Origin of the sequence: Streptomyces rhizosphaerihabitans (genome assembly GCF_025399795.1) — a bacterium.
In the GTDB taxonomy this organism is placed as follows: Bacteria; Actinomycetota; Actinomycetes; order Streptomycetales; family Streptomycetaceae; genus Streptomyces; species Streptomyces rhizosphaerihabitans.
In genome coordinates, this window is the sequence record NZ_JAODTZ010000020.1 from 68344 (window position 1) to 94974 (window position 26631).

The window sequence follows — 26631 nt, forward strand, 5'->3', positions numbered from 1 at the left end:
TCCATGACGACCCCGGACCACACCGGCCACGGCCGCTTCCACGACCAGGTCGACCACCCCACTGCGGTCGCGGCGGAGACCGCCCGCTTCGTCGCCGCGGTCAGGAACGCCGACCTGGCCGCACCAGTGCCCACCTGCCCCGGCTGGACCCTGGCCGACCTGGTCAAGCACACCGGCAGCGTCCAGCGCTGGTTCTCAGCACTCCTGTGTGCTCGCATCCAGGAACCGCCGCGCACGCGTGAAGTGGATCTGCGGCTCCCGGACCAGGAAACCGGATACGCCGAGTGGTTGGACGAGAGTGCGACCGTGGCCGCGGACGCGTTCGCGACCACCGAACCGGACTTGCCGATGTGGGCATGGGGCGTCGACCAGCACGCGCGATTCTGGGCACGCCGGATGCTCTTCGAGACCGTGCTGCACCGGGTCGACGCCGAACTCGCACTCGGCCTCGAACCCGCCATCGACCGAGCGGTCGCGGTCGACGGGATCGATGAGTTTCTCGTCAATCTGCCCCTCGCCACCTCTTTCGCCCCCAAGGTGGCCAACCTGCGCGGCCCCGGCCGGACCATCGGCTTCCACACGACCGACGGGGACGATGCCTGGCTCGTCCGCCTGCGGCCCGACGGCTTCGGACTCGAGACGAACGGCCACACCGCCGACACCGCCGACACCGCCGACGCGACCGTACGGGGAACTGCGGCCGACCTGCTCCTGCTCGTCTACGGCCGCCTGCCCCACACCGCGGGGGCCATCGCCCACGAAGGCGACGAGCACCTGCTGGCCCACTGGTTCGCCAACTCCGCCTTCTGAAGCACCGCGTTTCGTCCTGGCGAAGGCCACCTGCGTTTCGAGATGCCGTCCGGCTGCGACGGCGAGCTGCCGGAGCGGCTGCGCGGTTCTCCTGGAGACCATCGCGCCGCAGGACCGGACGATCGGACCGGGCAGTGCCGTCCTCCACCTGAGCGGCGCGTTCCCCCGCCGGTGCTCAGTCGGGGCGTCCGAACATCGCGCTCGTCACGTGCTCCGGGACGAAATCCTGCGCGTCACGCACGGACGCGCAGGAGCGGTGGGCGCTGAAGGCGCCGGGGGTGCGGCCCGTCATCGCCTTGAACACCCGGTCGAAGTGCAGCTGATCATGGTACCCGGCCTGGGCCGCCGCATCCGCCCAGGTGGCACCGGCCTCTTTGCCACGCAGGACCGCCTGCAGCCGCATCACCTGCGCCGTCCCCTTCGGGGTCAGCCCGATCCGGCAGCGGAAGCGGCGCTCGAGGTGACGGCGGCTCCAGCCCGTGCGCGCCGCGAGTTCCTCGACCCGGATCCTCCCGCACGTGCCCTGAATACGATGCCAGGCCCAGGCCACCTCGGGGCTGGCGGCGGGACCGGTTTCGAGCGCCCGACGCAGGACGTGGTCCAGCAGGGCGAAACGGCGGCCCCAGTCAGGGGCGTGGGCCAGTCGGGCGGGCAAGTCGGCCCAGGGAGACGAGCGCAGTTCGTGCACGTGCCGCCCCCCCGTCGGTCAACGCGGACACGGCAACCCTAGAAGTGCCGGGCGTCCGGTGACCTGAACGTCCCGAAGTCGGCTGGTATCAGGCAACGTCGGCCGGATATCCGGCATCCCGGGCCGCAGGTCGCACTCGTACAAGCACTCGACGCCCGCTGCCGACAATGCTGAGGCATCGCGGTCGGACGATGACCGCGATGGAGCGCAGACGCTGATCACCGTGGATCCGGACCACCACCTGGAGTCGACCACGGCACACGGATCGAGAAACCGGCGCGGGGTCAGCCGGTCAAGGTCAGGAGCACTTCGTCGATGATTTCCCCTCGCGCGTTCGCGAAGTCCCGCTCACTGCCGGAGACCTCGAACCCGCACTTCTTCAGAACCTGGATCGAGGCGAGGTTGTCCGCCGCCGCGCGGGCGTGCAACGGACGCTCCGTCGCGATGACGAGCAGCTCCCGCAGCGCGGCCGTGGCCGCGCCTCGCCCCCAGTACTGCCGCCCGATCCAGTACGTGACCTCGCGTTCCTCGGGCGGACCGAACACGGCAGCGTTCCCGACGACCTCGTCGTTGTCGCCGACGACGGTGCGCGCGATGACCGCTGGGTCTTGACGGATCCGTGCCCAGTGTTCCTGGAACAGCGCCCGGTCTGATGGGTCCTTGGCAGTGAATGCCGCCATCCGGAGCCCTTCGAGATCGTTCATCTGAGCGAAGAAGACGGGCAGGTCGGCGTCTCTCACAGCTCGCAGCACTACTTCCATCAGAGCCCCCCGGCTGGTGATCGTGAGCGGTAGGCAGCGGAGGCTACCGGCGGTTGCCTGCAGTGTCAGGCATACCGCGACATCTGCGCAGCACTCGCAGGGTCCACACGCCCGTCTTCTCCGAGCGTCAACATCCTATTCCTGGACCGCGGTTCCGGTGGCAGTGGAATCCAGGAGATCCCCTGCTGCAGTACCGACCGGAGCTGATCGATGGCTGTCCGGCGGGTACCAGCCTGACTCCCGACATGTGATCGGGGAGCGAGATGTGATCACGTCGTTCGCATGGATGCAGCCGCTTCGCTGGTGTGCCGCACCTGGTCGGCGGTCAGGCGTCGAAGGTCCCAGATCAGCTCGGCCATGTCTGCCGCCGCAGGCTCCTGGGTGTGCGGCTCCTCGGACGGTGCGATGCCGGTCAGTGCGGTCAGGTCGCCGACGGGGATGCCCAGCAGGGTTCCGAAATCGGCAACAAGGTCGGGGGCCAGCTGCTTGCGGCCCGCGCCTACCATTCCGTACGTGGACGCGGACCAGTACCTGCCAGTCAGAAAGTGGAAGGTCCTGGCCATGCCCATCCAGTCCAGATTCCGGTATCTGAGCATGCGGACGAGCAGGGCCCCGGGTGGCCCAGCAGGCGGGTCAAAGAGCTGCGGGAACGGCGGTGGCTGCGCCAGCTTGCGTTGTGGCAACGACCGAACGAGGTGGCGCAGCTCGCTCTTCTTCTCCGATGGGAGATCTAGGGCATGTTGCACCACATGGGGGACCCACTTCCGGGCGCCTGCGTCCAGGGGAGCCAGGTCGTCCGGAACCGTCGCCCCCGCCATCACGAATACGTCTACGGCATGCATGCCGAGTGCGGGTCCGAGTGATCGGAGCAGCGAGGGTGTCGGCGCGACGCCGGCCAACACGCTCCGGAGCTCAGGTTCGGGGACTCCGGCTCGCCGCGCCAGGACGCCGATGTCCAGGGTCATGTGAGCGGACAACCTGGCCAGCAGCACACCGAAGCCCTGATATCCCGTCATGCCGCCAGCGTAGAACGGCCGTCACCTGCCCAGACCGCCGGTCCCGTCCCGTTCGACAGCACGCTCCGGTCGAGACAACGACCCGGCTGACCGACATCACGCCTTCAAGTTCAGCAGTCAGTCCAGGGGGTTCGGCCTGATGGTCACTCGGTTGGTAGTAGCCCGTACCGCATGCTGTTCGCACCACCCATGCGGGCCCGGCATGAGCACGTCGCGACTCCGCGCAGCAGACAGAAGCGGCTCGGTCGCTTCTGGGCAGCTGACCGCTCGGACCTCCGGGGCTCGCTCAACCGGAGTGGAGGATCCGGAAGCGATCGGGTTCCGTCGGGTCTCGATCGACGACTTGGACCGGCGCCCAAGTCCATTGCCAGACACTGATTCCTGGCGTGCGGGAGAACCGGATCTGCCCACGGGTGCCTTCGACGGCAACACGCGGCCAGGATTCGGCAGTGCGCGCCCGGTCGGCGCCGTGAGTACGCAGCACATCGGCGAGGACGGCGACCGTGTCGTAGCCCTCGAAGGCGACGAAGGAGGGCGCTTCGGCCAGCCGCTCGTGGAGGGCCGTCCCGACCCGTGCGCCGAGTGGACTGAGGAGCTCGGGCAGGTAGCGCAAGAACGGGATAGCGGCACCGTCTTCGCCCAGCAGCCTCGCCCATTCGGCGAACTCCGGCTGCCCGGCCGGAGCACCGATCATGATCTGTGCGAGGCGGCGGTCACGGCGCACGGACTTGACGATCGACACTGCCGGCTCCGGGTGGCCTACCAGGAGAAGAAGGGCTGTCGCGCGATGGTCGACGAGTTCGTCGCACAACGCCGTGGGGGCGAGCGCGCGCATGTCGAGTTCGATGACGGTGCCGCCGCGTGGAGCGAGGTAGTCCCGCAGAATGCGGGCCCCGGATGCCCAGTAGACACTCGGCTCGGCTGCAACGGCGATGCGACGGTGGCCCGCGCCGAGGAGGAAGTCCGCGTAGATCCGCCAGCCGTGGGACTGCGCCGGGGCGAGGCGCGCGACCCATTCCGTCGGCTGTTCGGTGAGCGCGTCGAGGACCGCTGACGAGCAGAGGAACGGCAGGCCGAGCGCGTCGGCCCTGGCGGCAGCGGCGCGGGCGACGACGCTGTGATACTCCCCCGCCAAGGCAGCCACGCCCAGGCGAGCCAATTCGTCTACGGCCGCCGCGGCCCTCTGCGGATCAGCCGCGGTATCCCGGACCACCAGCTCGACCGGCCTTCCGGCGATCCCGCCGGCGTCATTGACTTCGCCAACGGCCAGTTCGAGTCCAGCGAGCAGGTGTCGGCCTGCCTCGACCCAGCCAGGCCGGGTCAGCGGAACGAGGACACCGATCCGGACGGATGATGATCCGTCAGTCCGCTTCACTCCAGATGGCGATGGTGGCGTGTTCATGCGGTGGCGTCTCCCGTGTGACGATCCCGTGGCAGTCTGCCCGGATCGTAGAGCGGCAGGACCCGGCAGTGCGCGGTCACTCCGTTCACTCGTCTCGCCTGGGCGGAACCCCATGAGACCCGACCGACCAACACCGAGCGGCCCGCACCGTCTGCTTGAGTGATCGTCACGTTGCGGGTGTCGGCCGAAGAAGTTTCGAGGTGGGCTGTCGAATCCGGGCCGGCCGTTCGACGTAGAGGCGAGAGGGAACAACAAGCACCCGGAGGGACAGCACCATGGCTCAGTACGCGATCCTGATCTACGCGAAGACCCACGCCGACGAGGCCGAGACCGTTCCCGGGGCGAGGGAGGCCCACGACCGCCACTTCGAGGACATGGTGAAGTCCGGGTCCCTGGTCGCGGCATTCGCGCTGCAACCCGCCGCCGACACAGCGACTTCGATCCACGGCGACGCGGTGACGGACGGCCCGTTCATCGATGCCAAGGAGGTCATCGCCGGCTTCGCCATCATCGAGGCGCCCGACCTGGACGCCGCTCTGGAGATCGCCCGCGCCAATCCCGCCACCCAGCAGGGTGGCGGTGTCGAGGTGCGGCCCGTCGAAGGCGGCTTCATCGCGGACGGGTCCGCCCCGGCATGACGCCCCCGGCAGACGTCGAGACGGCGGTCGCGGACGCGCACCGACACGGATGGGCCCTGGTGCTCGCCGCGACGGCGCGCGTCGCGCGCGACCTGGATCTGGCCGAGGAGTGCGTGCAGGAGGCGTACGCCGCGGCCCTGGCGAGCTGGGCCCGCGACGGGATCCCGAGCCGACCGGCGGCCTGGCTGACCACCACGGCCAAGCGCCGCGCGATGGACGCGGTGCGACGCGAGCAGACCTTCCGCTCGAAACTCCCGCTGCTGGTGGTGCCCGAGGAGACGGAGGTCGAGGTGCCTGTCGACGAACGGGCCGCTGTCGAGCCGGAGGACGTGGTGCCGGACGAACGCTTGCGGCTGATCTTCATGTGCTGCCATCCGGCGTTGGCCCAGGAGGCGCAGTTGGCGCTGACGCTGCGGCTGGTGTGCGGTGTGACGACCACCGATATCGCCCGGGCGTTTCTGGTTTCGGAGCCGACGATGGCCGCCCGTACGACCCGGGCGAAGAAGAAGATCTCGGCTGCGCGGATCCCCTTCCGGCTCCCCGGAGCGAGTGAGCTGCCGGAGCGGCTACGCGCTGTGCTCGGCGTGATCCATCTGCTGTTCACCGCCGGACACACCGCGCCGTCCGGCGCATCTCTGGTGCGTACGGACCTGGTGGACCGGTCGCTGCGGCTGACCCGGATGCTGCGGGAGCTGATGCCCGACGAGCGGGAGGTACGGGGGCTGCTCGCCCTGCTGCTGGTCACCGACGCCCGGCGTGCCACCCGGGTCGACGCCGCCGGTCGCCTGCTGCGGCTGGAGGACCAGGATCGATCGCTCTGGGACCGCTCCGCGATGGCCGAGGCGCACGACCTGATCGTGGACGGGCTGCGCGGCGGGCGCCCGGGACGCTATGTCCTGCAGGCGGCGATCGCCTCGCTCTACGCAGAGGCGCCGTCCTACGACCGTACGGACTGGCCGCAGATCGTGACCCTGTACGACGAGTTGCTGTCGGTGTGGCCCTCACCGGTGGTGGCGTTGAACCGGACGGTGGCGGTGTCGATGGTCTCCGGTCCGGCGCAGGCGCTGGCAGAGGTTGCGGAGTTGGAGAAGGACGGCCGGCTTGCGAAATACCAGTACCTACCCGCGATCAAGGCGGACCTCCTGCGTAGGCTGGGCCGCTCGGAGGAGGCTTCGATCGCCTACCGCCAGGCGCTGGAGTTGACCGGAAACGACGCCGAGCGCGAGTTCCTGGCCGAACGCCTCGCCGACCCGCAACGCGCATAGGTACCGGGCGCCCGCCAGTCCTCGTCCGAGGCCGCGCAGGAATCCGGCTTCGGCAGGTCGGGCGCCTCGAGTTCGTCCGCCTCCGAGCCCGGCGGCGCTAGGCGTCCAGCCCGAAAGACGCAGGACGTGGCGTGGGGGCACTGTGCGCGGAAGCTCGCATGTTGTTCCGCCGTCACCAGAGGTCACCCAAGCCCCTCACGTACTCGAACTGTTGCACGTCACCCGAGGGCAACCATGAGCCGTATTCGGATGTCTGAACGGGTGTCCTGTGCTCGGCCACGGGGCGGATCCGGCATGGGCTGGACGACCGGACGCCGTGAGGGCGGCGCAGGCACAGACGGAGGACCGTGGACACGCAAGGCGGCAGGAACATCGACTCCGCGGACCAGTGGGTCCTCGACCCGGAGACCGGTGACTACCGGCCGCGGAGCGACGCCGGTGACACTCCGGCCCCCACGGTGCCACCGCAGGGAGGCCGTCGCGCGCGCCGCGAGGGGGATCGGCGGTCCGTCCCCGAGCCGCGCGAGGGCCGCCGCCGTAGCGGAGGGGCGAGATCGCGGAAGGCCAAACGGTCCAGGAAGCGGAAGGCCCTGATGTGGACCGCGGGGACGCTGGGTTTCGTGCTGCTGGCGGGCAGCGGCGGGGCCTACCTGCTGTACCGGCACTTCAACGGCAACATCAGCACGGTGGACGTCGGCACGGCGGGCAGCAAGAACGCGACCAGCAAGGACGCGGTGAACATCCTGGTCATAGGCACCGACAGCCGGATAGGTCTGGGCGGAAAGTACGGGGACGCCGGCAGCGTGGGCCACGCCGACACCACGATCCTCTTCCACGTGGCGAAGGACCGGTCGAACGCGACGGCGATGAGCATCCCACGCGACATGGTCACCGGCATCCCGGACTGCCCGACCAAGCAGAAGGACGGCTCCACCAAGACGATCTCGGGGACGCCCAGGACGGCGTTCGGCCCGCGCTTCAACGAGAGCCTCGGCCAGGCGGGCCGCGACCCGGGCTGCACCATGCGGACCGTCACCAAAATCACCGGCCTGCCGATCGACCACTTCATCCTGGTCAACTTCGAGGCCGTGAAGACCCTGTCCGCTGCTGTCGGCGGCGTACCGATCTGCCTCAGCCATGCCATCGACGACACGGACCCCCACGGCCAGGGCTCCCATCTGCACCTGTCCAGCGGCCCGCACACGGTCCAGGGCGAACAAGCCCTGCAGTTCGTCAGGACCCGTCACTCGCTGAAGAACGGCAGCGACCTGGACCGCATCGACCTGCAAAAGCAGTTCCTGGGTTCGATGATCCGTCAGATGAAGTCCGGTGACACCCTCTCCGATCCCCGGAAGCTCTTCAAACTGGTGAACGCCGCCACCAAGTCGCTCACCGTGGACACCGGTATCGGCGGTGTCGGGAAGCTCACTTCCCTCGCCAAGGACCTCAACCGGGTCGATTCCGAGCACATCACCTTCACGACGTTCCCGGTCGTCGACAATCCGGCCGAGGGGAAGATCCACAAGACCGTCGTGATCGACGAGACCAGGGCGCCCGCGCTCTTCGCGGCGATCAAGGACGACGTCTCGCTGACCAAGATCGACAAGAAACCCAAGGCTGCCGACGCCAAGCTCCGCGGCCCCAAGGCGGACTCGTCGAAGGTCCGGGTCGTCGTCTACAACGGCGGTGGCCCCCAAGGCGCGGCGCAGACCACCCTGCAGTGGCTGCAGACGACCAAGGGCGTCACCCACGCCACCAGCGGCGGCAACGCCCCCGGGGCGAAGCAGGACCGCACGACCCTGATCTACGGGCCCGACCAGGCCGACCAGGCCCGGGCCCTCGCCGCGATGATGGGCCTGACCGCCTCGGCACTCCACCCCGGTACCCAGGACCTGGGACCCGGCAGCGACATGACACTCACCCTCGGGCACGACTACAAGGGCGCCGGAGTGCCGCTCACCGACCCGGACAAGCCCCCGGTCGACATCCCGCAGTCACACGCCGACAAGAACGTGTGCGTCGGCTGATCCCGACGAGTACGTCACGTCCGCCCCAGCGCGGGGGCGCGGCCGGGCGGTCGAAAGGCAAAGGGTTGCGGCTCGCGGCCGGGTCGATGGTTTGATCGTCCCTCCTCGGCGTTGCTCTGATGCGTAGCGATCCAACGGCGCGTTGTGTCATACGAAGGAAGAGGGCGGAGGTTGTCAGCGAGACGATCCCTGGGCCAGCGGTTCGGCTGGTTGTGGGCGGCATACGCGGTGAGCGCCTACGGGTCGGGGCTGGGGTTCGGGGCATTCCCGCTGATCGCCGTGCCCAGTACGCGGGCGACCCTCCGCCTTGCGATGCACCGCACCAGACGCCGCGAGCCCCGCCCTCCGGGCGGACGACGCTACTTTCGAAACACGCCCTAGTGTTCTGAGTCGGGAATTCTGTTCAGATAGCTGGCGAGACGTTCGAGGATCTCGTCTGCGGTCTTCGTCCAGACGTAGGGTTTCGGGTCGGTGTTCCAGGCGGAGATCCAGTTGCGGATGTCCTTCTCCAGGGCCTGGACGGAGCGGTGGACGCCGCGTCGTATCTGCTTGTTGGTCAGTTCGGCGAACCATCGCTCGACGAGGTTCAGCCAGGACGCGCCGGTCGGTGTGAAGTGCAGATGGAACCGGGGATGGGCCAGTAGCCACTTTTTGATCGCGGGGGTCTTGTGGGTGGCGTAGTTGTCGCAGATGAGGTGGATGCCCAGGTCGGCAGGCACCTCTTTGTCGAGCTTGATCAGGAACTTCTTGAACTCCTCGGCCCGGTGTCTGCGGTGCAGGGAGCCGATCACTTTGCCGGTGGCGACCTCGAGGGCGGCGAACAGGGTGGTGGTGCCGGCACGGACGTAGTCGTGGGTCGCCCGCTCGGGAACCCCGGGCATCATCGGCAGCACGGGCTGGGACCGGTCCAGCGCCTGGATCTGCGACTTCTCGTCGACACAGAACACCAGGGCCCGCTCGGGCGGGTCCAGGTAAAGGCCGACGACGTCGTGGACCTTGTCGACGAAGTACGGATCGGTCGACAGCTTGAAGGTCTCCGACCGGTGCGGCTGCAGGCCGAATGCCCGCCAGATCCGCGACACCGACGACTGCGAGAGGCCCATCTCCTTCGCCATCGACCGCGTCGACCAGTGCGTCGCGTTCTTCGGAGTGGATTCCAGCGTCCTGGTGACGACCGCGGCGACCTGTTCGTCCGTCACGGTCCTGGGACCGCCCGGACGTGGCATGTCGCCCAGACCGGCGATCCGGTACTGCACGAACCGGGCCCGCCAGCGGCCCACCGCATGAGGTGTGGAACCGAGTTGAGCAGCCACGTCCTTGTTCGAGGCGCCCTCGGCGCAAGCCAGGACGATCCGACACCGCAATGCCCATGCCTGTGGCGTGGAATGGCGCCGCACCCATTCCTCGAGTGCGGCCCGTTCCGCATCCGACAGCGTCAACTCGGCCTTCGGCCGCCCCGTCCGTGCCATAGAGCAAGCCTATACATCTGAACGGAATTCCCGACTCAGAACACTAGCTTGACTCTGTCGGTGATCTTGGATGGTTGAGGTCAGGTGCCGAGGGTGCGCCAGGACTTTGAGCGGGGGATCCCCTGCTGGTCCAGGAAGGTCTGGAAGGCGGTCGGTGGTCTCGGTGAAGAGGGTTCCTCGGTCGCTGGCCGGTCGCTGAGTCGTTCGATGTTCACGGCGATGGCCGTGAGTACGTGTTGCAGGTGTGTTTTCGGCTGTCCTCGGTAGCGGCAGCGGCGTATGCCGTGTCCGTGGGCGAATTCGTTGACCGTGCCTTCCACTCCGGAGCGGACCGCGTAGCGTGCCTTCCACTCCGGAGCGGACCGCGTAGCGTGCCTTCCACTCGGGCGTCTGTTGCTCGGTTCGGACGCGGAGTTGCAGGTCGCGGAGTTCTCGTGGGGGAAAACCCACGGTCCGGGCGCTGTCGGCGGTGGTGGTGCACTGGGCGCGGACCGGGCAGGGCCGGCACTGGCCCTTGGTGAACCGGGCCACGATCAGCGGGGCCGCGGTGGGAGAGGGTGTCGGGTAGGGGCCGTGCCAGCCCCGGCTGACCTGGCCCTGGGGGCAGGTCACCTGCTGACGGTCGTAGTCGATGTGGAAGTCGTCCCGGGCGAAGCCCTCGCCTCGGCGGTGCTGCCGGGTCGGGTTTCCCGGCAGTGGTCCGGTGACGGTGACCTCGTGCTGCCGGGCGGCCTGGTCCAGGTGGACCAGGGAGGTGTAGCCGCTGTCGACGAGGTGCTCGGCGGGCAGCAGGCCGCGCCGACGCAGACGGGTGTGGATGCCGGGCAGGACCTGGCTGTCGTGGGTGGTGGCCGCGGTGGTGGCCACGTCCGTGATCACGTTGGGGGTGTCGGGGCGCAGGTCTCGGTCAGGTGCGCGGAGAACCCTTTCCAGCTGATGATGTGTCCGTGGCGTGCGTAGCGGGCCGAGGCGTCGTAGGGAGAGACGATCGCCCGGGACGAGGGCGGCAGCCCGGGCCCGCCGTCCTCGTCGGTGCGCCAGAGCAGGCGGCCTGCGGCGTCGTGGTGGTAGTTCTGCACCATGATCTGGCGCAGGGCCTGGACGCGGGGGCCGGACGTTCGGTCTGCCCCGTGCTGGTAGAGGTGTTCCAGGAGTCGGAGGGCGTCGTTGCCGGTGGCGAGGATCCTGGTCTTGGGCCTGGTGGGGTTCTTGCCCAGGCGGACCGGTCGGCCGTAGCGGCGTCCCCATTCCTCGTCGACCAGGGCGTCCAGCAGGTGCGGAGCGGTGCCGGCGACTTCTTCCAGCGCGGCGCGTACCGCCTCGGTGATCAGCTCCAGGCGTGTCAGGTCGCGCACCGCGGCCAGGACATGGGTGGAGTCGGTGCGCTGCGTGGTGCGCTCGCGCACCAGTCCGGCCTCCTTCAGCCGGGCCAGTGCCAGGTCGAGGAGGCGGTCGGCGCGGTCGCCCTCGGTGAGACGGTCGCGGAAGTCGGCCAGCACGCTGTGGTGGAAGCCGGGGTCGTCCAGCTCCATGGCCATCGCGTACTTGAAGTCGATGCGGCAGCGGACCGCCTCGGCCGCCTGACGGTCCGACAGGCCGAGCAGGAACTGCAGCACACAGACGGTGGCCAGCTGGGCGGGCGAGAGGCCGGGGCGTCCGTCACGCGGATACCAGTCGGCGAAGTCCTCGTCACGCCACAGCCCGTCGAGGCGGTCTCGCACCCATATCGCCGTCGTACCGCCCGGGTTGCTCGCCCGCGCGATCTGCACGGTCAGAGAAGGGACCTGCTCACCGGAACGGGAACGGAGCGACAACGGACACCTCTACGACTTCACCGGTACTCGTAACAGCCCCGAGCATGCCCGCTGATCATGCTGCCACACCACGAAACTCCAAGATCACCGACAGAGTCAAGCTAGAAGATGCGGATGCGTTCGAGGTGGTCGTGAGCCGGATCGCGGTCGGTTCGCGCGGATCGAACCCCGCTTGCGGGCTGGGAGGTTGGTGCTGGGCCTGCTGTCCGACCCGCCTCGCAAGAACTGCTGATCCAGGGTCTGTCCGGGCTGGGCTCCCACCACCTGAGCGCCATCCTTACGACAAGGTCACCCGGACAGGCCTGGCCTCTCTCGTACTCCTGGCAGAGTCCTGGCCCGGCCCGGGCGGGCCACCCTCCCGGTGGACGAATGTCGCGCCCACCGACGCATCACACGCCGACTGCCCCGGCGGGCACTGCAATTCGGGCTCACCCCAGAGCAACTGCCCAGCCCTGGCAGGCTGGGCAGCGACTGATTCGGTGACGGCCGGCACTCACCCGCACGAGTTGGCGTGGCTGAAGTCCAGGACCACGCGCTCGGGGCTGTGCAGCTTGAAGACCTTGTACGTGGGCTTGGTCTGGAACGCGGTTGCGAAGTTGACCACGCCTTCGAAGTCTCCGGTCAGGGCGAGCCCCTTCAGCTTGGGCAACTGGATCTTCACCAGTCGGGGACCCTGGTAGACGGACTTGCCCGCGCTGTCGTGCGCGACCGCGGGAGAGAGCCTGATCTCCAGGAAGTACTTCCCGGTGAGCGGGACCTTCTTCCCGGAAGGATCGTAGCGGGGCGTCTGGACCGGCTTCACGGTGACGGCCGGGGCGGTGCCACGTACGTCGACGACGAGCCGGTCGTAGGTGCAGTGCCCGGCCCACCGGGCGTTGACGATGCGCGCGGGCGGCGAAGTCTTAGCGGCCGCCTTCGACTGCGTGACCGCGGAGGCGGGGACCGTGGCGCCGACGGCGGTGAGAAGGATGCCCGCGACAATTGCTGCACGGGATGGGTGATTTTGCATGACGCCCCCAGATGTTCTGGTGAAGGGGACCGATGATTCCACTATGAGAGACATCACCGGGGTGCGAATGGTTGCACGGTCAGGGCCTTGTTGTCCCGCCTTTCGGAGGGGCTATGGCCTCGGGCCGCCCGAAACCCGGTTTCCTCGATTCGACCGCTGTTCCTCGCGGCTCACCACCATCGCCAGGGCGGCACGATTTGCCGCGGCGGGCCTGAACTCAGTCCGGTTAACCGGTGCACTTCTCAGCCGCCGCCAACATCATCCGATCGCTCACGCAGGCATGATCGCTCGGCTTTCAAGCAAGAAGGCCGTTGCCAGTCCCCCGACTGCGTCACCTCCACGGCCGACGCCGGCGCGGCGGCACTGTTCACCGCGGTGGCGTGGCCGCGCCAGCCCAGGCGACCGCGTACACGGTCAACCAGCCTTCCGGCGAGTGCCTCGACAAGTCCAAAACACCCGTCGGTCGCTTCCCAGAACCCAACCGGCCGGGGCTCAGGGTTTCCACGTGCGCAGGAAGGACGCGATCCGGGCGGCAGTGCAGCGCGGATCATTCAACTCGTGGGCGAGTGCTGTGAGTTGTTCACGCGTGGGGTTGACCGGAATATTGCTGGCCTCGAGGTACATGACGGCGACGGCGCAGGCGACGGTGAGGTTGGAACGCTCCAGCCAGCGGCAGCGGCCCAGGTTGTGCACCAGCGCGGCGGCGCGGGCGTAGGCGCCGTCGTAGACGGGTGTGTCGAGGAGTTCGCCGCGATGGCGGGAGACAGCGGCGATGGGCACGCCGTAGTCGTCGGCGGCCGGGTCGCGGTGCCCGGCCCGTTCCGCCACTTCGAGGATCCAGGACTCGTCGACGTGCAGGATCACGCGACGGCGCCCGGCCGCGGATCGGCGTACGGAGCGTCGAGCTGCTGCTCCAGATCATCGAGGAAAGCGCCGTGCTCATCGATGAGCCGCTGGGCGGCCGCCATGCCGGCGGCGCGGGCGCCGGTGGTGTCCTCGATGATGAGCCGCTCCACGTACTTGTTGAAGTCCAGCCGACGGGCGGCCGCGGCGGCCTTGCCGGCCGCGAGCACGTCCTCTTCCAGCCGGACCTGCGTCTGCTTCTTCGTGGAATTCACACCGGCATGGTATCAGGGTGGTAGCAGTTGCCGCCGGACGTGGAACCGGTACACAGTCGGCCCCGAACGCAGTGGGGTTGACGTGCTCGGGCAAACCTCCCACGCCGACGAGCGCCCCGCCTCCTCGGATCATCGCCGCTGCGTTGCCCCGCATTCACCTCACCGGGATTCGGGTGGAGCGGGGAGCAATCCCATGACCACGACCCTCGTGCGCTCGTGCGCTCGTGCGCTCGTGGCCGACGCTTGCGCGATTCATTGACATGCCCCTGCCCTGTGGCTAGCTTCACGAAGCGTTCTCGTCTGCGCCCCAGGCGCTCGCGGCCCCGGGGCCCTGTCAACGCTTCGCATCGCCAGTGCCCCATTTCGGCGATGAGACAACGTTGTCACCATCCACCGTCACTCAAGCGCGCTCGCCGCTCAAAAGCACCCCCTCCGCACGAAGACAACGTTGTCAAGTTCTGTCTCCCGCCCCCGAGTAGAGGAGAAAACCCCCGTGCTGACACGACTGTCGAGACCCCCCGGAACCACCGCGATCGGCTTACTCGCCGCTGCGGCACTGGCCGCGGCCGGGATGTGCGCACCCGCGTGGGCAGCCGGCAAGGCTGCGTTCGTCGCGTCACCGGCCACCGTGGTCAACCCGTTCATCGGAACGTCGAACCAGGCTGACGACTTCCCCGGGGCCGACGTGCCGTTCGGCATGGTGCAGTGGAGCCCGGACACGCCGTCGCGGCCCGACGGTGGCGGATACGAGTACAACGACTCGTCCATCACCGGCTTCAGCCTCACCCACATCGCCGGACCTGGCTGCGGTGCGGCCGGCGACATACCGGTGCTGCCCACGGTCGGCACCGTGAACACCGGTGCGACGGACGCGTTCTCGCACGCCAACGAGTCGGCGTCCGCCGGCTCGTACAAGGTCGCCCTCAACAACCAGGTGACCACCGAGCTGACCACCACGACACGCAGCGGTATGGCGCGCTTCACCTTCCCCTCCAGCAGCCAGGCCAACCTGATCTTCAAACTGACCGGGAGTCAGAACGGCGCCACCTCGACGCAGTTCACCAAAGTCTCGAACACCGAGGTGAGCGGCCAGGTCACCAGCGGCCACTTCTGCGGCGCGGGGAACACGTACAGCGTCTACTTCGACATGGTCTTCGACCAGCCGTTCGCCTCGCAAGGCACCTCGATCGCGAAGACATCGGCCGCCACCCCCGAGAGGCCCGGCACGACGTCGAAGAACGCCGCCGAGAAGCCCAACAAGCCGGTACTTCACGGCAAGAACCCCACCACAACGGCCCCGAAGGCCGCCAAGGGCAGCGTCTCCCCTAACGCCGCCGCTCCGAACGCCGCTGCCTCGAACGGCTACGTCACCTTCAACACCACCAGCAACCCGGTGGTGCAGGCCAAGGTCGGCATCTCCTACGTCTCGATCGCCAACGCGACGGCCAACCGGGCCGCGGAAAACACCGGTTGGGACTTCAATGCGACCCGCACCGCCGCGCAGAACGCCTGGAACAGCGCACTCGGCAAAATACAGATCGCCGGCGGGACAGCCGCACAGCAGCAGAGCTTCTACACCGCGCTCTACCACTCGCTGCTGCACCCGAACGTCATCAGCGACACCAACGGCCAGTACTACGGCTTCGACGGCAAGACACACACCGTGGACACCGGCCACGGTGCGGCATACGCGAACTACTCCGGCTGGGACATCTACCGTTCGCAGGCCCAACTCGAGGGCCTGCTCGCCCCCCAGGTCGCCTCGGACACAGCGCAGTCGATGATCGACGACTACGCCCAGACCGGAATCTTCCCCAAGTGGTCGGAGAACAACGGCGAGTCCTACGTCATGGTGGGCGACCCGGCCGACGCCATCCTCGCCGACTACTACGCTTTCGGCGCCAGGAACTTCGACACCACGACCGCACTCGCCGACATGGTCAAACAGGCGAGCACGGCCAACAACGACCGGCCGGGCCTCAACTACCTGAACTCACCCGGCTACATGCCGCACGACGGCAGCTATGGCTGCTGCAACTTCTACGGCCCGGTCGCCACCACACTGGAGTACAACACCGCCGACTTCGCGATCTCCGCTCTGGCCGGGGCACTTGGCGACACCAGCAACCAGAAGACGTACGCCAACCGCGCCCAAGGCTGGCGCAACGTACTCAACCCCGCCTCCGGCTTCGTCGAACCGCGCAACGCCGGCGGCTCCTGGACCGGTGGCTTCGACCCCACCAGCGGCACCGACATGGTCGAAGCCGACTCCTGGATCTACACCGGGATGGTCCCGTTCAACATCGGCGGCCTGGCCCACGCCAAGGGCGGCAACACAGCGATGAACCACTACCTGGACACCGTGCTGCGCAGCTACACCGGTGACAAGGGCTACGCGTGGGTCGGCAACGAACCCAGCATCGAACTGCCTTGGGAATACGACTACACCGGACAGCCCTACAAGACACAGGGCACCGTCCGGGCCATCCAGGACCAGATCTGGGCGAACACACCCGGCGGCCTGGCCGACGGCAACGACGATCTCGGCGCGATGAGCGCCTGGTACGTGTGGTCCGCGCTCGGCATGTACCCCGAGACCCCGGGCACCTCCGACCTCGCCCTGGGCTCCCCCCTGTTCACACAGGCCGCGGTCACCCTCCCGTCGGGCAAGACCCTGACGATCAACGGCAACGGCGCCGCCGACAACGCCCCCTACGTACAGTCCGCGGCGTGGAACGGCACCGCCTGGAACAACGCCTTCGCTCCCACCACGGCGATCACCGACGGCGGCACGCTGGACTTCACCCTCGGCACCAGCGCCAACACCTCCTGGGCAACGGCGGCGTCCGCCGCCCCGCCCTCCTACGCCGGTGACACCACGGCCCCGGCCTCGCCCCGCATCGGCCCCATCACCTCCGCGGTGGCAGCCAACCTGTGCGTGGACGACGCGAGCTCCTCCACCACCGACGGCAGCCACGTCCAGATCTGGAGCTGCAACAGTACCTACGCCCAGGACTGGATCATCGCCGGCGACGGAACGGTCCGGACTCTCGGCAAGTGCCTGGACGCCGACCACAGCGGAACCACGAACGGCACCCTGGTCCAGCTGTGGACATGCAACGGCAGCGGCGCCCAGCAATGGACCACGGGCGCCAACGGATCGCTCGTCAACCCCCAGTCCAAGCTGTGCCTGGACGACCCCAACTCCACCACCACAACCGGCACCCAACTCCAGCTCTACACCTGCAACGGTTCGAACGCCCAGAACTGGAAACTGCCGACCTGAACCACCGGCACCGGCACCGGCAACCTGCGGGCGATGCCGGACACCCCGTTCCGCTGACCATCCCCGCAGGTGGACACATTCGTAACCCTTGTCGGCGAGGACCCTGACCGGCTTTCGCCGGCAGGGTCCTCGCCGGGAGGGCGGAGAGAAGGGGCCGGGTACGGACGGGAGGAATGCCCTTGAGCGATGAGTTTTGCCTTGGCCTCCAGTCTGTATCCACATACCCCGACAACCGCGCTCGAGGAGAACGTCATGACCGTCACCTACACCTTCGACGTCTTTGCCAGCCTCGACGGGTTCGGCGCTGCCGGCGGAAACTGGACCGGTTACTGGGGCAAGCAAGGCCCCGAGCTCCTCGACCACCGCCTCGCCCTGTACGACGAGGAGCAGCGGATGGTCTTCGGGGCCAACACGTACAGGGCGTTCGCGCAGATGCTGGCCTCGAGCACCGAGGAGTCCGAGGTGCGTGACCCGTGGGTCACGCGGATGAGGAGCCTGCCGGCAACGGTGGTGTCGACCACCCTGGAAGAACCCCTCGACTGGCCGGATGCGAACGTCGTGAGCGGCGACGCCGTCGATGTCGTAGCTCGGCTCAAGAAGGACTCTGACGTACCGCTGCGCTCGCACGGCAGCCTGTCGATGAACCGGGCGCTGATGGCCGCCGGTCTGGTGGACCGCGTCCAGGTGACACTCTTCCCTGTGATCACCGGTCAGACCGGGCTGGACCCCATCTTCCAGGGTGCGGCCGACTTCGACCTCGAACTCATCGAGCACCGGACGCTCGACGGCCAGATCCAAGAGCTCGTCTACCGGCCCATCCTGCATGTCTGAGAGAGGCCTGAGAGCGCCTCGTCCAACCGGACCGCGGTTTTCGGCCCCTGGCGCCGAGCAGGCCGAGCAGGCCGGAGAGTTCTACCGCGTCCGCCGTGCGGCCCGGTCCTGGCGCGGCCCACGTACCTGTCGTCGTGTCCGTACCCTGGGAATATGCGGATGCGCCCCACCCTGAGCTGGACCCCTGCCGAGGACCTGCCGCCTGGCACCACGGATCTGGAGCCGGTCACCGACGCGCTGAGCACTGGCGGTGTGCTTGTGCTCAGCGGGGCGGGAATCTCCACGGAATCCGGCATCCCCGACTATCGAGGCCCGAGCGGGACCCTGAGCCGGCACACCCCGATGACCTACCAGGAATTCACCGCAAGCGCCCAAGCCCGTCGACGGTACTGGGCGCGCAGCCACCTCGGCTGGCGGACCTTCGGCCACGCCCGCCCCAACGACGGACACCGAGCCGTGGCCGCGTTCGGACGGCACGGCCTGCTCTCAGGGGTGATCACCCAGAACGTCGACGGTCTGCACCAGGCCGTCGGCAGCGAGGGCGTCGTGGAACTCCATGGGAGCCTGGACCGGGTCGTCTGCCTTGTCTGCGGCGCGTTCACCCCGCGCCGTGAACTCGCCCGGCAGCTGGAGGAGGCCAATCCGGCGTTCGAGCCGGTGGCCGCCGCGATCAACCCGGACGGTGACGCCGACCTGACCGATGAACAGGTCGGCGACTTCCGCGTGGTTCCCTGCGCAGTCTGCGGCGGCGTCCTCAAGCCGGACGTGGTGTTCTTCGGCGAAACCGTTCCGCAGTCGCGGGTCGAGCAGTGCCGCCGGCTGGTCCGGGAGGCGACTTCGCTGCTGGTCCTGGGCTCTTCACTGACGGTGATGTCCGGGCTACGGTTCGTGCGCCAGGCCACCCAGGCCGGGAAGCCGGTGTTGATCGTCAACCGGGACCCGACCCGCGGCGACCAGCACGCCCTCACGCGAATCGCGCTCCCGCTGGGAATGGCCCTCACCGCCGTGGCCGGCCGCCTGGACATCCCCCTCGATGAAGCGGCGGCCGATACCTCACCGGCACCGGTCTGCCGGGGAGGAAGGAGGTCACCACCGTTGGCATAAGCCTAGGAGTCAGGGTTCGGCGGCTGTCAGGGCTTCTGCGTACTCGCGGTGTGGGGATATCGCCGGGCGCGAGCCCAGACGAGCTGCTCTGCCGCGCTGTTCAGCAGGGTGTCGAGGACGACGGGGTAGGCACTGTGCGTCATCCGCCCGGCCAGGAGCCGCGCGGTGGCCGCGATATGCGGGTGGGTGTCGGCGGGCAGCTCGGCGTAGGTGGAGTTCCACATCTCCTCGTCCGCTGCGCGGGCCTCGTCCGTGAGCGCCAACGACCCTGCGTCCAGGGCCGCGAAGGCCAGAGTGAGGTCGATGAACGCGTGGTAGACGACGACCGCGTCCGGGTCCGGGAAGCCCGCGGTGCGCAGGATGCCGAGGATCGTCTCGTCCACCGCGATCTCCCGGGGCCGGCCGGTGACCCGGCTGGCAGTCAGCACAGCAGCCTGGGGATGGGCGAGGTAGGAGGCGTGAATGGCCTGGCCCAGAGCCCGCAGGTCGGACCGCCACTCTCCGGTGGCCTTCCAGGTGTCCAGCACCCGCCCCATCAACTCCTCGCCGATGGCCCTGGTCAGGTCGTCCAGTCCGGCGAAGTACCGGTAGAGGGTGCTGGGGTCGGCACCGAGGACCGCGCCCAGCCTGCGTGCCGTCAGTCCAGCGCTGCCGTGCTCCCGCAGCATCCGCAACGCCGTTTGCACGATCAGCTTCTCGGACAGCACAGTCCCCTGCTTCGTCGGCCGACGCCTGCGCCGCGCCGCCTCCGGCACCACCTGTTTCGCCACGCCCACTCTCCCTGCCGACAGCGCATCGACACTTATGCCAACGTTGTTGACCTTAACCCAGGACATCCCGTTGCATCCGACCAGCCCCGGAGGCGTCCGCCTCCGGCAACGAAAGGTGTGTGACATGCGAGTTCTTCTCGTGGGCGCGGGAGGCGTCGGCACGGCCGTCACCCGGATCGCGGCCCGTCGCGACTTCCTGACCCACATGGTCGTCGCGGACTACGACCTCGCACGCGCCGAGGCGGCCGTCGCGGCGCTCAAGGAACACGGGGACCGGTTCAGCGCGAGGCGCCTGGACGCCTCCGACGAGGACGCGGTGCGTCAGGCGCTCACCGAGGAGAGGTGTGACGCCCTGCTCAACGCGACCGATCCGCGGTTCGTGCTGCCGCTGTTCAACGCGGCCCTCGCGGCGGGCACGCACTATCTCGACATGGCGATGTCCCTGTCCGCGCCGCACGCCACCGACCCGTACGAGCGATGCGGTGTAAAGCTCGGCGACGCGCAGTTCGAACAGGCCGGTCCGTGGGAGCGCTCCGGGCGGCTGGCCCTGGTCGGCATGGGGGTGGAGCCGGGCCTGTCGGACGTCTTCGCCCGGTACGCAGCCGACGAACTCTTCGACGAGATCGAGGAGATCGGCGTCCGCGACGGCGCCAACCTGACGGTCGAGGGCTACGACTTCGCCCCGTCCTTCAGTATCTGGACGACCATCGAGGAGTGCCTCAATCCCCCGGTGGTCTACGAGAAGGATCGTGGCTGGTTCACCACCGAACCCTTCAGCGAACCTGAGGTCTTCGACTTCCCCGAGGGCATCGGCCCGGTGGAGTGCGTCAACGTCGAGCACGAGGAGGTCCTGCTCATCCCCCGGTGGGTCGACGCCCGCCGGGTGACGTTCAAGTACGGCCTCGGCGACGACTTCATCGACAAGCTGAAGACCCTCCATGAGCTGGGTCTGGACGCCACCAAGAAGGTCACCGTCCCCTCGGAGAACGGGCCCGTGGCGGTCTCCCCGCGCGACGTGGTCGCCGCCTGCCTGCCCGACCCGGCAACACTGGGCGACCGGATGACCGGCAAGACCTGTGCGGGCACCTGGGTCAAGGGCACCAAGGACGGCTCGGCTCGCGAGGTCTACCTCTACCACGTGGTCGACAATCAATGGTCGATGCGCGAGTACGGATCCCAGGCGGTGGTGTGGCAGACCGCCGTCAACCCTGTCATCGCCCTCGAACTCGTCGCGGGTGGAGCCTGGTCGGCCGGCGGCGTCCTCGGCCCGGAAGCCCTGCCGCCCCGCCCCTTCCTCGACCTGCTCAACGAGTACGGCTCTCCGTGGGGCCTGCGCGAGGAGGGCTGACGGCCGACACATGCCACGAGCCGGGGAGCGGCCGACGGGCTCCTCGGCTGGGGCCTCCCCGTCACCGCCGAACTCCGGTGGCGGAGCGGATCCGTGTGTCGACCGACCATGATCGATCTCGCCGACAACCGCTGCCCCTCTGTTCTCAAGGCCGGGGACCCCTGCGAGTTCGCGGAAGCTGAAGTTTCCTCAGCACGAACCCGAGGGTGCGCTGTCCCGATTCTGGGGGTGGACCCGCGGGTTCGGGGTCAACTCGCGGGGTCGGCCTGGCCGTGTCCCGCCGAGCGCAACGCCAGTGCGTTACTGACCTTCTCGGGTGGTTGTCGGGGGTGACGTCTGGTGATCCCTGCGGTACGCCGGTGGGATGCGGTATGCACAGGGTGGGGGTCTGGCTGCTGAACGGCAGGCTGTCCGTGACGCGACAGCCCGGTTGTCAGGTCTCACTGCAGCGGGTGGGGACCCAGCAGCCCTTCTGTCTCGAGTTCAACCCAGTCCGCAGCGATCGAGTGCAGCACGAACCTGATCGAGCCCCTCCACTCTCCAGCGGTCCCGATCAGGCATTTGATCGACTCGGCGCCAGCGCCAGGCCGAGAACATCGCCCAGTTCAGGGCGCGGCACCGGTGAATCAGGTCGCGCGCTCGGCGAGCATCCGCCATTGCTCCCGTTTGCGGCGCCAGTGGACGAGGTCAGCGCCGGACATAACGAACTTGTCGCAGCTGTGGCAGTTGAGGTTCCCATCGGCGCTGGCAGGCGGAGACCTGCTATTTCTCGCCGAAGTCCACTGTCTTGGACGGCCGGGTGCTGCGTTCACGCAGTGTGCCCGGTCTTGAGCAGGAGATCTTCGCGCTGCTGACGGTCTACCAGGCGCTGGTCCGCCTCGCTGACGACGTCACGACGGCCACGCCGGGGCTGTCCGTCCAGCGGGTGAGTTTCACCGTTCTGTTCCAGGCCGCCGCCGACCAGATCATCGTCGCCCCAGAGCCGGTCCGAAGCAGTACGGCGTCGCTGATCAGAGCCATCGGCCGGGCCGGCCGGCCTCCTTCCCGAATGGTGCCGCCAGCGTCTGAAGGTCCGCTATCGCAAGACATCCAGCAAGTACGCATTCCAGCGGGACCGACATCCGCGCACCGTGCGGGCGTACACATTGGACTTCAAGATGCTCAAGGACGGAGACATCGACACCGGGCCCGACGGTCAAAGGGCTATTCGCGGTTGGCCGTGGTGGCCTGCTGATTCAAGCGTGTGCGCCGTGGGCGCTCGGGTCACTGGGGTGGAGCGGTGGCGCGGCTACCGTGGGTGCACGGCGTAGGTCAGGTGGGTCACCCGCGACGACGGCTCCGAACGGACCGGCTCCAGCGCGACCCTGGACGCGTCCACGCCGTCGAACAGGCGGGTGCCGGCGCCGAAAAGCACTGGTGACAGCGTGATCGAGAACTCGTCGACCAGGCCGGCGTTCAGGTGCTCCAGGATCGTCGCGCCGCCGCCCGCGATGCGGACGTCGCGGTCGCCGGCAGCCTCGCGGGCCTGGTCGAGGGCGTGCTCGATACCGTCGTTGACGAAGTGGAACGTGGTGCCGCCGAGCCGCTCCCACGGGTCACGCTTGGTGTGCGTCACGACGAAGACCGGAGTGTGGAACGGCGCCTCCTCCGGCCATGACTGCTCGCCGAGGTCGAACATGCGCTTGCCCATGACGCTCGCGCCGGTGCGCTCGAACGTCTCCCGCGCGATGTCGTTGTCGCGGCCCTCCTCGCCGCCCTCGCCGAGCTTCAGGTTCTCCCGGAAGAACCGCAGTGGGAAGATCCACTGCTGCAGTTCCATCCATTGCGCCATCCAGCGCTGCACATCGGGGTCGTCCTGCTTGTCGGGCGCGAAAAGGAAGTCGTCAACGGGCACGGACTCGGGCGCGATGAACCCGTCCAGCGACATCGACACGCTGAAGAACACCTTCCCGGCCATCAGCCCTCCGCCCCCTTCCGAACGATCTCGGTGACGTAGGAGGCCAGGCTGCTCAGGGTCTGCCGGCCGCCCTCGATCGCGTGGTACTTCTCGACCGCCTCGTCGCGCAGTTCCTTGGTGGGGAACACCGTGTGCATCACGATCCGGGTCGCCGCGCCGTCCGGCGCGAAGGTCAGGACCGACTCGAAGGCGTTCGGGTCGTCGCGGGACTCACCGTGCAGCAGCGCGATCCGCTCCGGCGGAGCGATCCGCACCCATCGGATCCATTCGGAGTAGTCGGTCCCGTCCGGCCCGTGCAGCACGAAGTCCCACTCCCCGCCCTCGCGGAACTCGAAGGACCGCGTGGTGGTGGTGAACCCCTCCGGCCCCCACCACTGCGACAGGTGCCGGACCTCGGTGAACGCCTCGAACACCAGCTCCCGCGGGGCGTCGATGACCCGAGAGATCACGATCTCCCGGTCGGCCGTCGCCCGCTCCACTCGCGTTTCTTGCCTTGCCCCTGCCATCGGTCATTCCTCCTGCCGTGCCTGCTTGAGGTCCTGCACGTAGGTGTCCAGCCGGTCGAAACTCTCGTTCCAGAACCGCTCGAATCCACCGACCCACTCGTGGACCGGCCGCAGTCCGCGGGCGTCCAGCCCGTAGAGGCGCTGCTTGCCCACCCCGCGGACCCGCACCAGCCCCACCTCCCGGAGCACCCGCAAGTGCTTCGACGCCCCCGGCTGGCTCATCCCCAGCTCCTGGGCCAGGTCGGTCACCGGCCGCTCACCCGCCCGCAGCAGCGCCAGGATCTCCCGGCGCTGCGGCTCGGCGATCGCGTTGAACGCGTCCGACGTCGTCGCTGCTCGTGCCATGACAGCTATCATATTCCCATATCGGCATGCGTCAAGCGGGTTGGGAATCGGGCGAGTCCTGCCGGATGACCATTGCCGGTCAAAGCAACGGCGTTGCCGCCGAGTGGTGTGGGCCGTGAGCACCTTCGCGGAAGGTGCGGTACAGCACGCACCGGCGCAGCGGCCCATGGGGCACGCTCGGATCCTCGAAGTCGTCGGCCTGATCCCGGGTCATGCCGATCCGGCGCATGACTGCCTGGGAACGAAGGTTGCCGACGGTCGTCGACGCAACGACCTCTGACAGCCCGAGGGCCTCGAAGCCGAAGGCCAGGCAGGCCAGGGCGGCCTCGGTGGCGTAACCGTGACCCCACGCCGAACGAGTCAGCCGCCACCCGATATCCACACCCGTGAACGGCATGTCCTCGTCCACCTCGTCCAAGCCGGCACGGCCGATGAACTCGCCGGTCTCCCGCGCTTCCAGCGCCCACCACCCAAAACCTCGCTCGTCGAACTCGGCCTGCATGAGCGTCACCGCGGCATCGCTCTGCTCCCGTGTCAGCAGCTCTCCCAAGTGCTCCCGGACTTCGGGATCGGCGTTCATCGCCGCCCACGGCACGAGGTCGGACTCCCGCCATCGGCGGAGCAGAAGACGATCGGTGTGCAGTTCGGGCATGCCGCCAGTCAACGCGATCAAGATCAGAGCGTCGATCAGTTATATCCGCGCCAGATCGGTCAGGAGGCCGACGGTGTCGCTGGTGCAGGCCCCGAGGGGGGCATGAGGGTGGCCGGTGCGGAGAGGGAGCGATGGTGAGCGGGGCCGGCCCGCCGCGCTCACGTCACCGTCTCCGTGAGGACACTCTCAGACGGGCTGCCACAGCTCGACCCGATTGCCTTCGGGATCGACGACCCAGCCGAATCGACCGACGCCCTCCATGTCCTGCGTCTCCTGCGCCACCTCCGCTCCCTTGGCACGCAGCTGCGCGAGCATCGCATCCAGGTCGCGGACCCGGAAGTTGAGCATGGTCTGCTGGGCACGGGAGCCGAAGTAGTCGCTCTCGGACTCGAACGTCGCGAACACCGTCGGCCCGGCGCCCTGACGCCACACGCCGTTCTCATCGGCGTCCAGGCCCAGGCAATCGCGATACCACGCGCCCAGGGACACCGGGTCTGCGGCCCGCAAGAAGTAGCCACCGATTCCAAGCACACGTTCCATGCCGCCATGGTGCCAGGCCGGTGATCGGGCGAGGTGGCACCACACCATCGCCCGCTTCACACCCCCGTCTCAACCGCGCGGGAACTCATCGGCTGTGCCGAGCCGCCGGGGCGCGTGACTCAACTTCATCTCCTGGCGGCCGCCGCAATTCCAGTCCAACGGCGCTGTCGGCCGTTTCCCGGTCGGCGCGAGCCCGCCGCTGCGCCGCAATGGCCGTACGCCCGCCCCTGTCCCTGATGCGGGAGCGAAGGCGCCCGTCCTCAGCGCGGCCTCGCCCTGCGGGTCGAACCCCACCAGGGCGTTCATCGAGAACGCGGGGACGTCGTCGGCGGAGATCACCGTCCTCTGAGAGGGGAGGTGCCCCTCTGATCCAAGTCCCCGTCGATGACGCCGAGCTTCCGCTTCCGCTTCCGCTTCCATCTCCGGACGGACCGAACTCGTCTCGCAGCACGGTCACAACCACCAAGATGAGGACCGCAACCCGGCAAAGGAGTGGTGGACGTGGTCGATGCTCAGGATGGTGCTCCGGCAATCAGCCTGTCCAAGGTGCAATCGCAGGCGCCGGACCTGGTCAGCCTCTACAAGTCGGCCGGATCCAGCGTGCGCGCGCATGGCCTTGAGGGAGTACGCGCCTCGGTCTATCTCGTACTGGACCGCTCCGGGTCGATGCGGCCCTACTACAAGGACGGCACCATGCAGCACCTTGGTGAGCAGGTCCTCTCTCTGTCCGCCCACCTCGATGACAACGGCACGGTTCCGGTGGTGTTCTTCTCCACCGACATCGACGGATCCACCGACCTCAAGCTCGGAGGTCACCGGGGCCGCATCGACAAACTCCACGAAAACCTCGGCCACATGGGGCGCACGAACTACCACTGGGCCATGGACGAGGTGATCCACCACCACGCGGAATCCGGCAGCGGCTCCCCCGCCCTCGTGATCTTCCAGACCGATGGTGGGCCCTCAAGCAAACTTGCCGCCGAGCGCTACCTGTGCAAAGCCGCCCAACTGCCGCTGTTCTGGCAGTTCATCGGTTTCGGTGACCCCGACGACAACGAGTTCGCCTTCCTCCGCAGGCTCGACGATCTGGCCGTACCGAGACATCGCGTCGTCGACAACGCGGGCTTCTTCCACGCCGGCCGTCATCCGCGCACCGTGCCTGACGAACTGCTCTACGACCGGCTTCTGCAGGAGTTTCCCAGCTGGCTTGTGTCCGCTCGTGCCGCTCAGGTCCTCCAGTGAGAGCCAGGCCCTGGACGACGGTGTCCCAGTCCT

General features: G+C 68.2%; 25 protein-coding genes and 1 pseudogene. 9 read left to right on the plus strand and 17 right to left on the minus strand.

All coding sequences use genetic code 11. The annotated features are described in order from the left end of the window. Positions 1–3 precede the first annotated feature (3 nt). Positions 4–810, plus strand: coding sequence for a maleylpyruvate isomerase family mycothiol-dependent enzyme (locus tag N4G66_RS21060; RefSeq protein WP_261705693.1), 807 nt, complete (start codon positions 4–6; stop codon positions 808–810). Between the two features lie 175 nt (positions 811–985). Here the strand turns inward: N4G66_RS21060 and N4G66_RS21065 are convergent, their stop codons facing one another. The 4 genes from N4G66_RS21065 to N4G66_RS21080 all read right to left on the minus strand — a co-directional run bounded on the left by N4G66_RS21065 (position 986) and on the right by N4G66_RS21080 (position 4677). After that, a complete protein-coding gene (locus N4G66_RS21065; RefSeq protein ID WP_261705694.1) occupies positions 986–1498 on the minus strand; it encodes a helix-turn-helix domain-containing protein in 513 nt (170 codons plus the stop codon). 284 nt (positions 1499–1782) lie between these two features. Next, a complete protein-coding gene (locus tag N4G66_RS21070) occupies positions 1783–2259 on the minus strand; it encodes a GNAT family N-acetyltransferase (RefSeq protein WP_261705695.1) in 477 nt (158 codons plus the stop codon). A 269-nt stretch (positions 2260–2528) separates the two neighbouring features. Further along, positions 2529–3275: a hypothetical protein gene (locus tag N4G66_RS21075; protein WP_261705696.1), complete on the minus strand. Its 747-nt coding sequence runs from the start codon at positions 3273–3275 to the stop codon at positions 2529–2531. 286 nt (positions 3276–3561) lie between these two features. Continuing rightward, positions 3562–4677: an ABC transporter substrate-binding protein gene (locus N4G66_RS21080; RefSeq protein WP_261705697.1), complete on the minus strand. Its 1116-nt coding sequence runs from the start codon at positions 4675–4677 to the stop codon at positions 3562–3564. 275 nt (positions 4678–4952) lie between these two features. On the opposite strand from N4G66_RS21080, the gene N4G66_RS21085 reads away from it, so the two are divergent. The 3 genes from N4G66_RS21085 to N4G66_RS21095 all read left to right on the plus strand — a co-directional run bounded on the left by N4G66_RS21085 (position 4953) and on the right by N4G66_RS21095 (position 8607). Continuing rightward, the gene (locus N4G66_RS21085) at positions 4953–5315 is read left to right on the plus strand and encodes a YciI family protein (RefSeq protein ID WP_261705698.1); all 363 of its coding nucleotides are present in this window, start codon (positions 4953–4955) and stop codon (positions 5313–5315) included. Next, the gene (locus tag N4G66_RS21090) at positions 5312–6580 is read left to right on the plus strand and encodes an RNA polymerase sigma factor (protein ID WP_261705699.1); all 1269 of its coding nucleotides are present in this window, start codon (positions 5312–5314) and stop codon (positions 6578–6580) included. Before N4G66_RS21085 ends, N4G66_RS21090 begins: the two co-directional genes overlap by 4 nt. 347 nt (positions 6581–6927) lie before the next feature. Then, on the plus strand, positions 6928–8607 hold the full coding sequence (locus N4G66_RS21095; RefSeq protein ID WP_261705700.1) for an LCP family protein: 1680 nt from the start codon (positions 6928–6930) through the stop codon (positions 8605–8607). A 377-nt stretch (positions 8608–8984) separates the two neighbouring features. Here N4G66_RS21095 and N4G66_RS21100 read toward each other — a convergent pair whose 3' ends face one another. The 7 genes and pseudogenes from N4G66_RS21100 to N4G66_RS21130 form a co-directional block, all read right to left on the minus strand. Then, positions 8985–10076, minus strand: coding sequence for an IS630 family transposase (locus N4G66_RS21100; protein WP_261705701.1), 1092 nt, complete (start codon positions 10074–10076; stop codon positions 8985–8987). Positions 10077–10156: 80 nt separating this feature from the next. Continuing rightward, positions 10157–10396, minus strand: coding sequence for a transposase (locus N4G66_RS21105; protein WP_391858843.1), 240 nt, complete (start codon positions 10394–10396; stop codon positions 10157–10159). Positions 10397–10472: 76 nt separating this feature from the next. Continuing rightward, positions 10473–10955: pseudogene (locus N4G66_RS21110) on the minus strand (IS1182 family transposase); the annotation flags it as partial. After that, positions 10952–11890, minus strand: a complete 939-nt coding sequence (locus N4G66_RS21115; protein WP_261705702.1) for a transposase — start codon at positions 11888–11890, stop codon at positions 10952–10954. The gene N4G66_RS21115 and the pseudogene N4G66_RS21110, both read right to left, overlap by 4 nt. A 493-nt stretch (positions 11891–12383) precedes the next feature. Further along, positions 12384–12899, minus strand: coding sequence for an AMIN-like domain-containing (lipo)protein (locus N4G66_RS21120; RefSeq protein ID WP_261705703.1), 516 nt, complete (start codon positions 12897–12899; stop codon positions 12384–12386). Between the two features lie 492 nt (positions 12900–13391). Next, positions 13392–13763, minus strand: a complete 372-nt coding sequence (locus N4G66_RS21125) for a fic family toxin-antitoxin system, toxin component (RefSeq protein ID WP_261705704.1) — start codon at positions 13761–13763, stop codon at positions 13392–13394. After that, positions 13760–14017 (minus strand): hypothetical protein, encoded by a 258-nt coding sequence (locus N4G66_RS21130; RefSeq protein ID WP_261705705.1) that lies wholly within the window; start codon positions 14015–14017, stop codon positions 13760–13762. The genes N4G66_RS21125 and N4G66_RS21130 overlap by 4 nt, the downstream gene beginning before the upstream one ends. Positions 14018–14510: 493 nt before the next feature. Here N4G66_RS21130 and N4G66_RS21135 point away from each other — a divergent pair, with 493 nt between their 5' ends. The 3 genes from N4G66_RS21135 (at position 14511) to N4G66_RS21145 (ending at position 19238) form a co-directional block, all read left to right on the plus strand. Continuing rightward, entirely contained in the window at positions 14511–17303 is a 2793-nt protein-coding gene (locus N4G66_RS21135) for a lectin (RefSeq protein ID WP_261705706.1), read from the plus strand. Positions 17304–17555: 252 nt separating this feature from the next. Further along, complete coding sequence (locus N4G66_RS21140; RefSeq protein WP_261705707.1) at positions 17556–18134, plus strand: dihydrofolate reductase family protein; 579 nt, start codon at positions 17556–17558, stop codon at positions 18132–18134. A 153-nt stretch (positions 18135–18287) separates the two neighbouring features. Then, entirely contained in the window at positions 18288–19238 is a 951-nt protein-coding gene (locus N4G66_RS21145) for an NAD-dependent protein deacetylase (RefSeq protein ID WP_261705708.1), read from the plus strand. A 26-nt stretch (positions 19239–19264) separates the two neighbouring features. On the opposite strand, the gene N4G66_RS21150 is transcribed toward N4G66_RS21145, so the two are convergent. Further along, entirely contained in the window at positions 19265–20008 is a 744-nt protein-coding gene (locus N4G66_RS21150; RefSeq protein ID WP_261705709.1) for a TetR/AcrR family transcriptional regulator, read from the minus strand. A 124-nt stretch (positions 20009–20132) separates the two neighbouring features. Here N4G66_RS21150 and N4G66_RS21155 point away from each other — a divergent pair, with 124 nt between their 5' ends. Further along, positions 20133–21356, plus strand: coding sequence for a saccharopine dehydrogenase family protein (locus tag N4G66_RS21155; RefSeq protein WP_261705710.1), 1224 nt, complete (start codon positions 20133–20135; stop codon positions 21354–21356). A gap of 1288 nt (positions 21357–22644) precedes the next feature. Here the strand turns inward: N4G66_RS21155 and N4G66_RS21160 are convergent. The 5 genes from N4G66_RS21160 to N4G66_RS21180 all read right to left on the minus strand — a co-directional run bounded on the left by N4G66_RS21160 (position 22645) and on the right by N4G66_RS21180 (position 25356). Beyond that, positions 22645–23313: a dihydrofolate reductase family protein gene (locus N4G66_RS21160; RefSeq protein ID WP_261705711.1), complete on the minus strand. Its 669-nt coding sequence runs from the start codon at positions 23311–23313 to the stop codon at positions 22645–22647. Then, positions 23313–23819 carry an SRPBCC family protein gene (locus N4G66_RS21165; protein ID WP_261705712.1) on the minus strand — a complete coding sequence of 169 codons (507 nt, stop codon included), beginning with the start codon at positions 23817–23819 and terminating at the stop codon, positions 23313–23315. The genes N4G66_RS21160 and N4G66_RS21165 overlap by 1 nt, the downstream gene beginning before the upstream one ends. Before the next feature lie 3 nt (positions 23820–23822). Continuing rightward, entirely contained in the window at positions 23823–24164 is a 342-nt protein-coding gene (locus tag N4G66_RS21170; RefSeq protein WP_261705713.1) for an ArsR/SmtB family transcription factor, read from the minus strand. Positions 24165–24243: 79 nt separating this feature from the next. Beyond that, positions 24244–24816, minus strand: a complete 573-nt coding sequence (locus N4G66_RS21175; protein WP_261705768.1) for a GNAT family N-acetyltransferase — start codon at positions 24814–24816, stop codon at positions 24244–24246. A gap of 186 nt (positions 24817–25002) precedes the next feature. Next, complete coding sequence (locus N4G66_RS21180) at positions 25003–25356, minus strand: VOC family protein (RefSeq protein ID WP_261705714.1); 354 nt, start codon at positions 25354–25356, stop codon at positions 25003–25005. Positions 25357–25857: 501 nt separating this feature from the next. On the opposite strand from N4G66_RS21180, the gene N4G66_RS21185 reads away from it, so the two are divergent. Beyond that, the gene (locus N4G66_RS21185; RefSeq protein ID WP_391858844.1) at positions 25858–26598 is read left to right on the plus strand and encodes a VWA domain-containing protein; all 741 of its coding nucleotides are present in this window, start codon (positions 25858–25860) and stop codon (positions 26596–26598) included. The last annotated feature ends 33 nt before the right edge of the window (positions 26599–26631 follow it).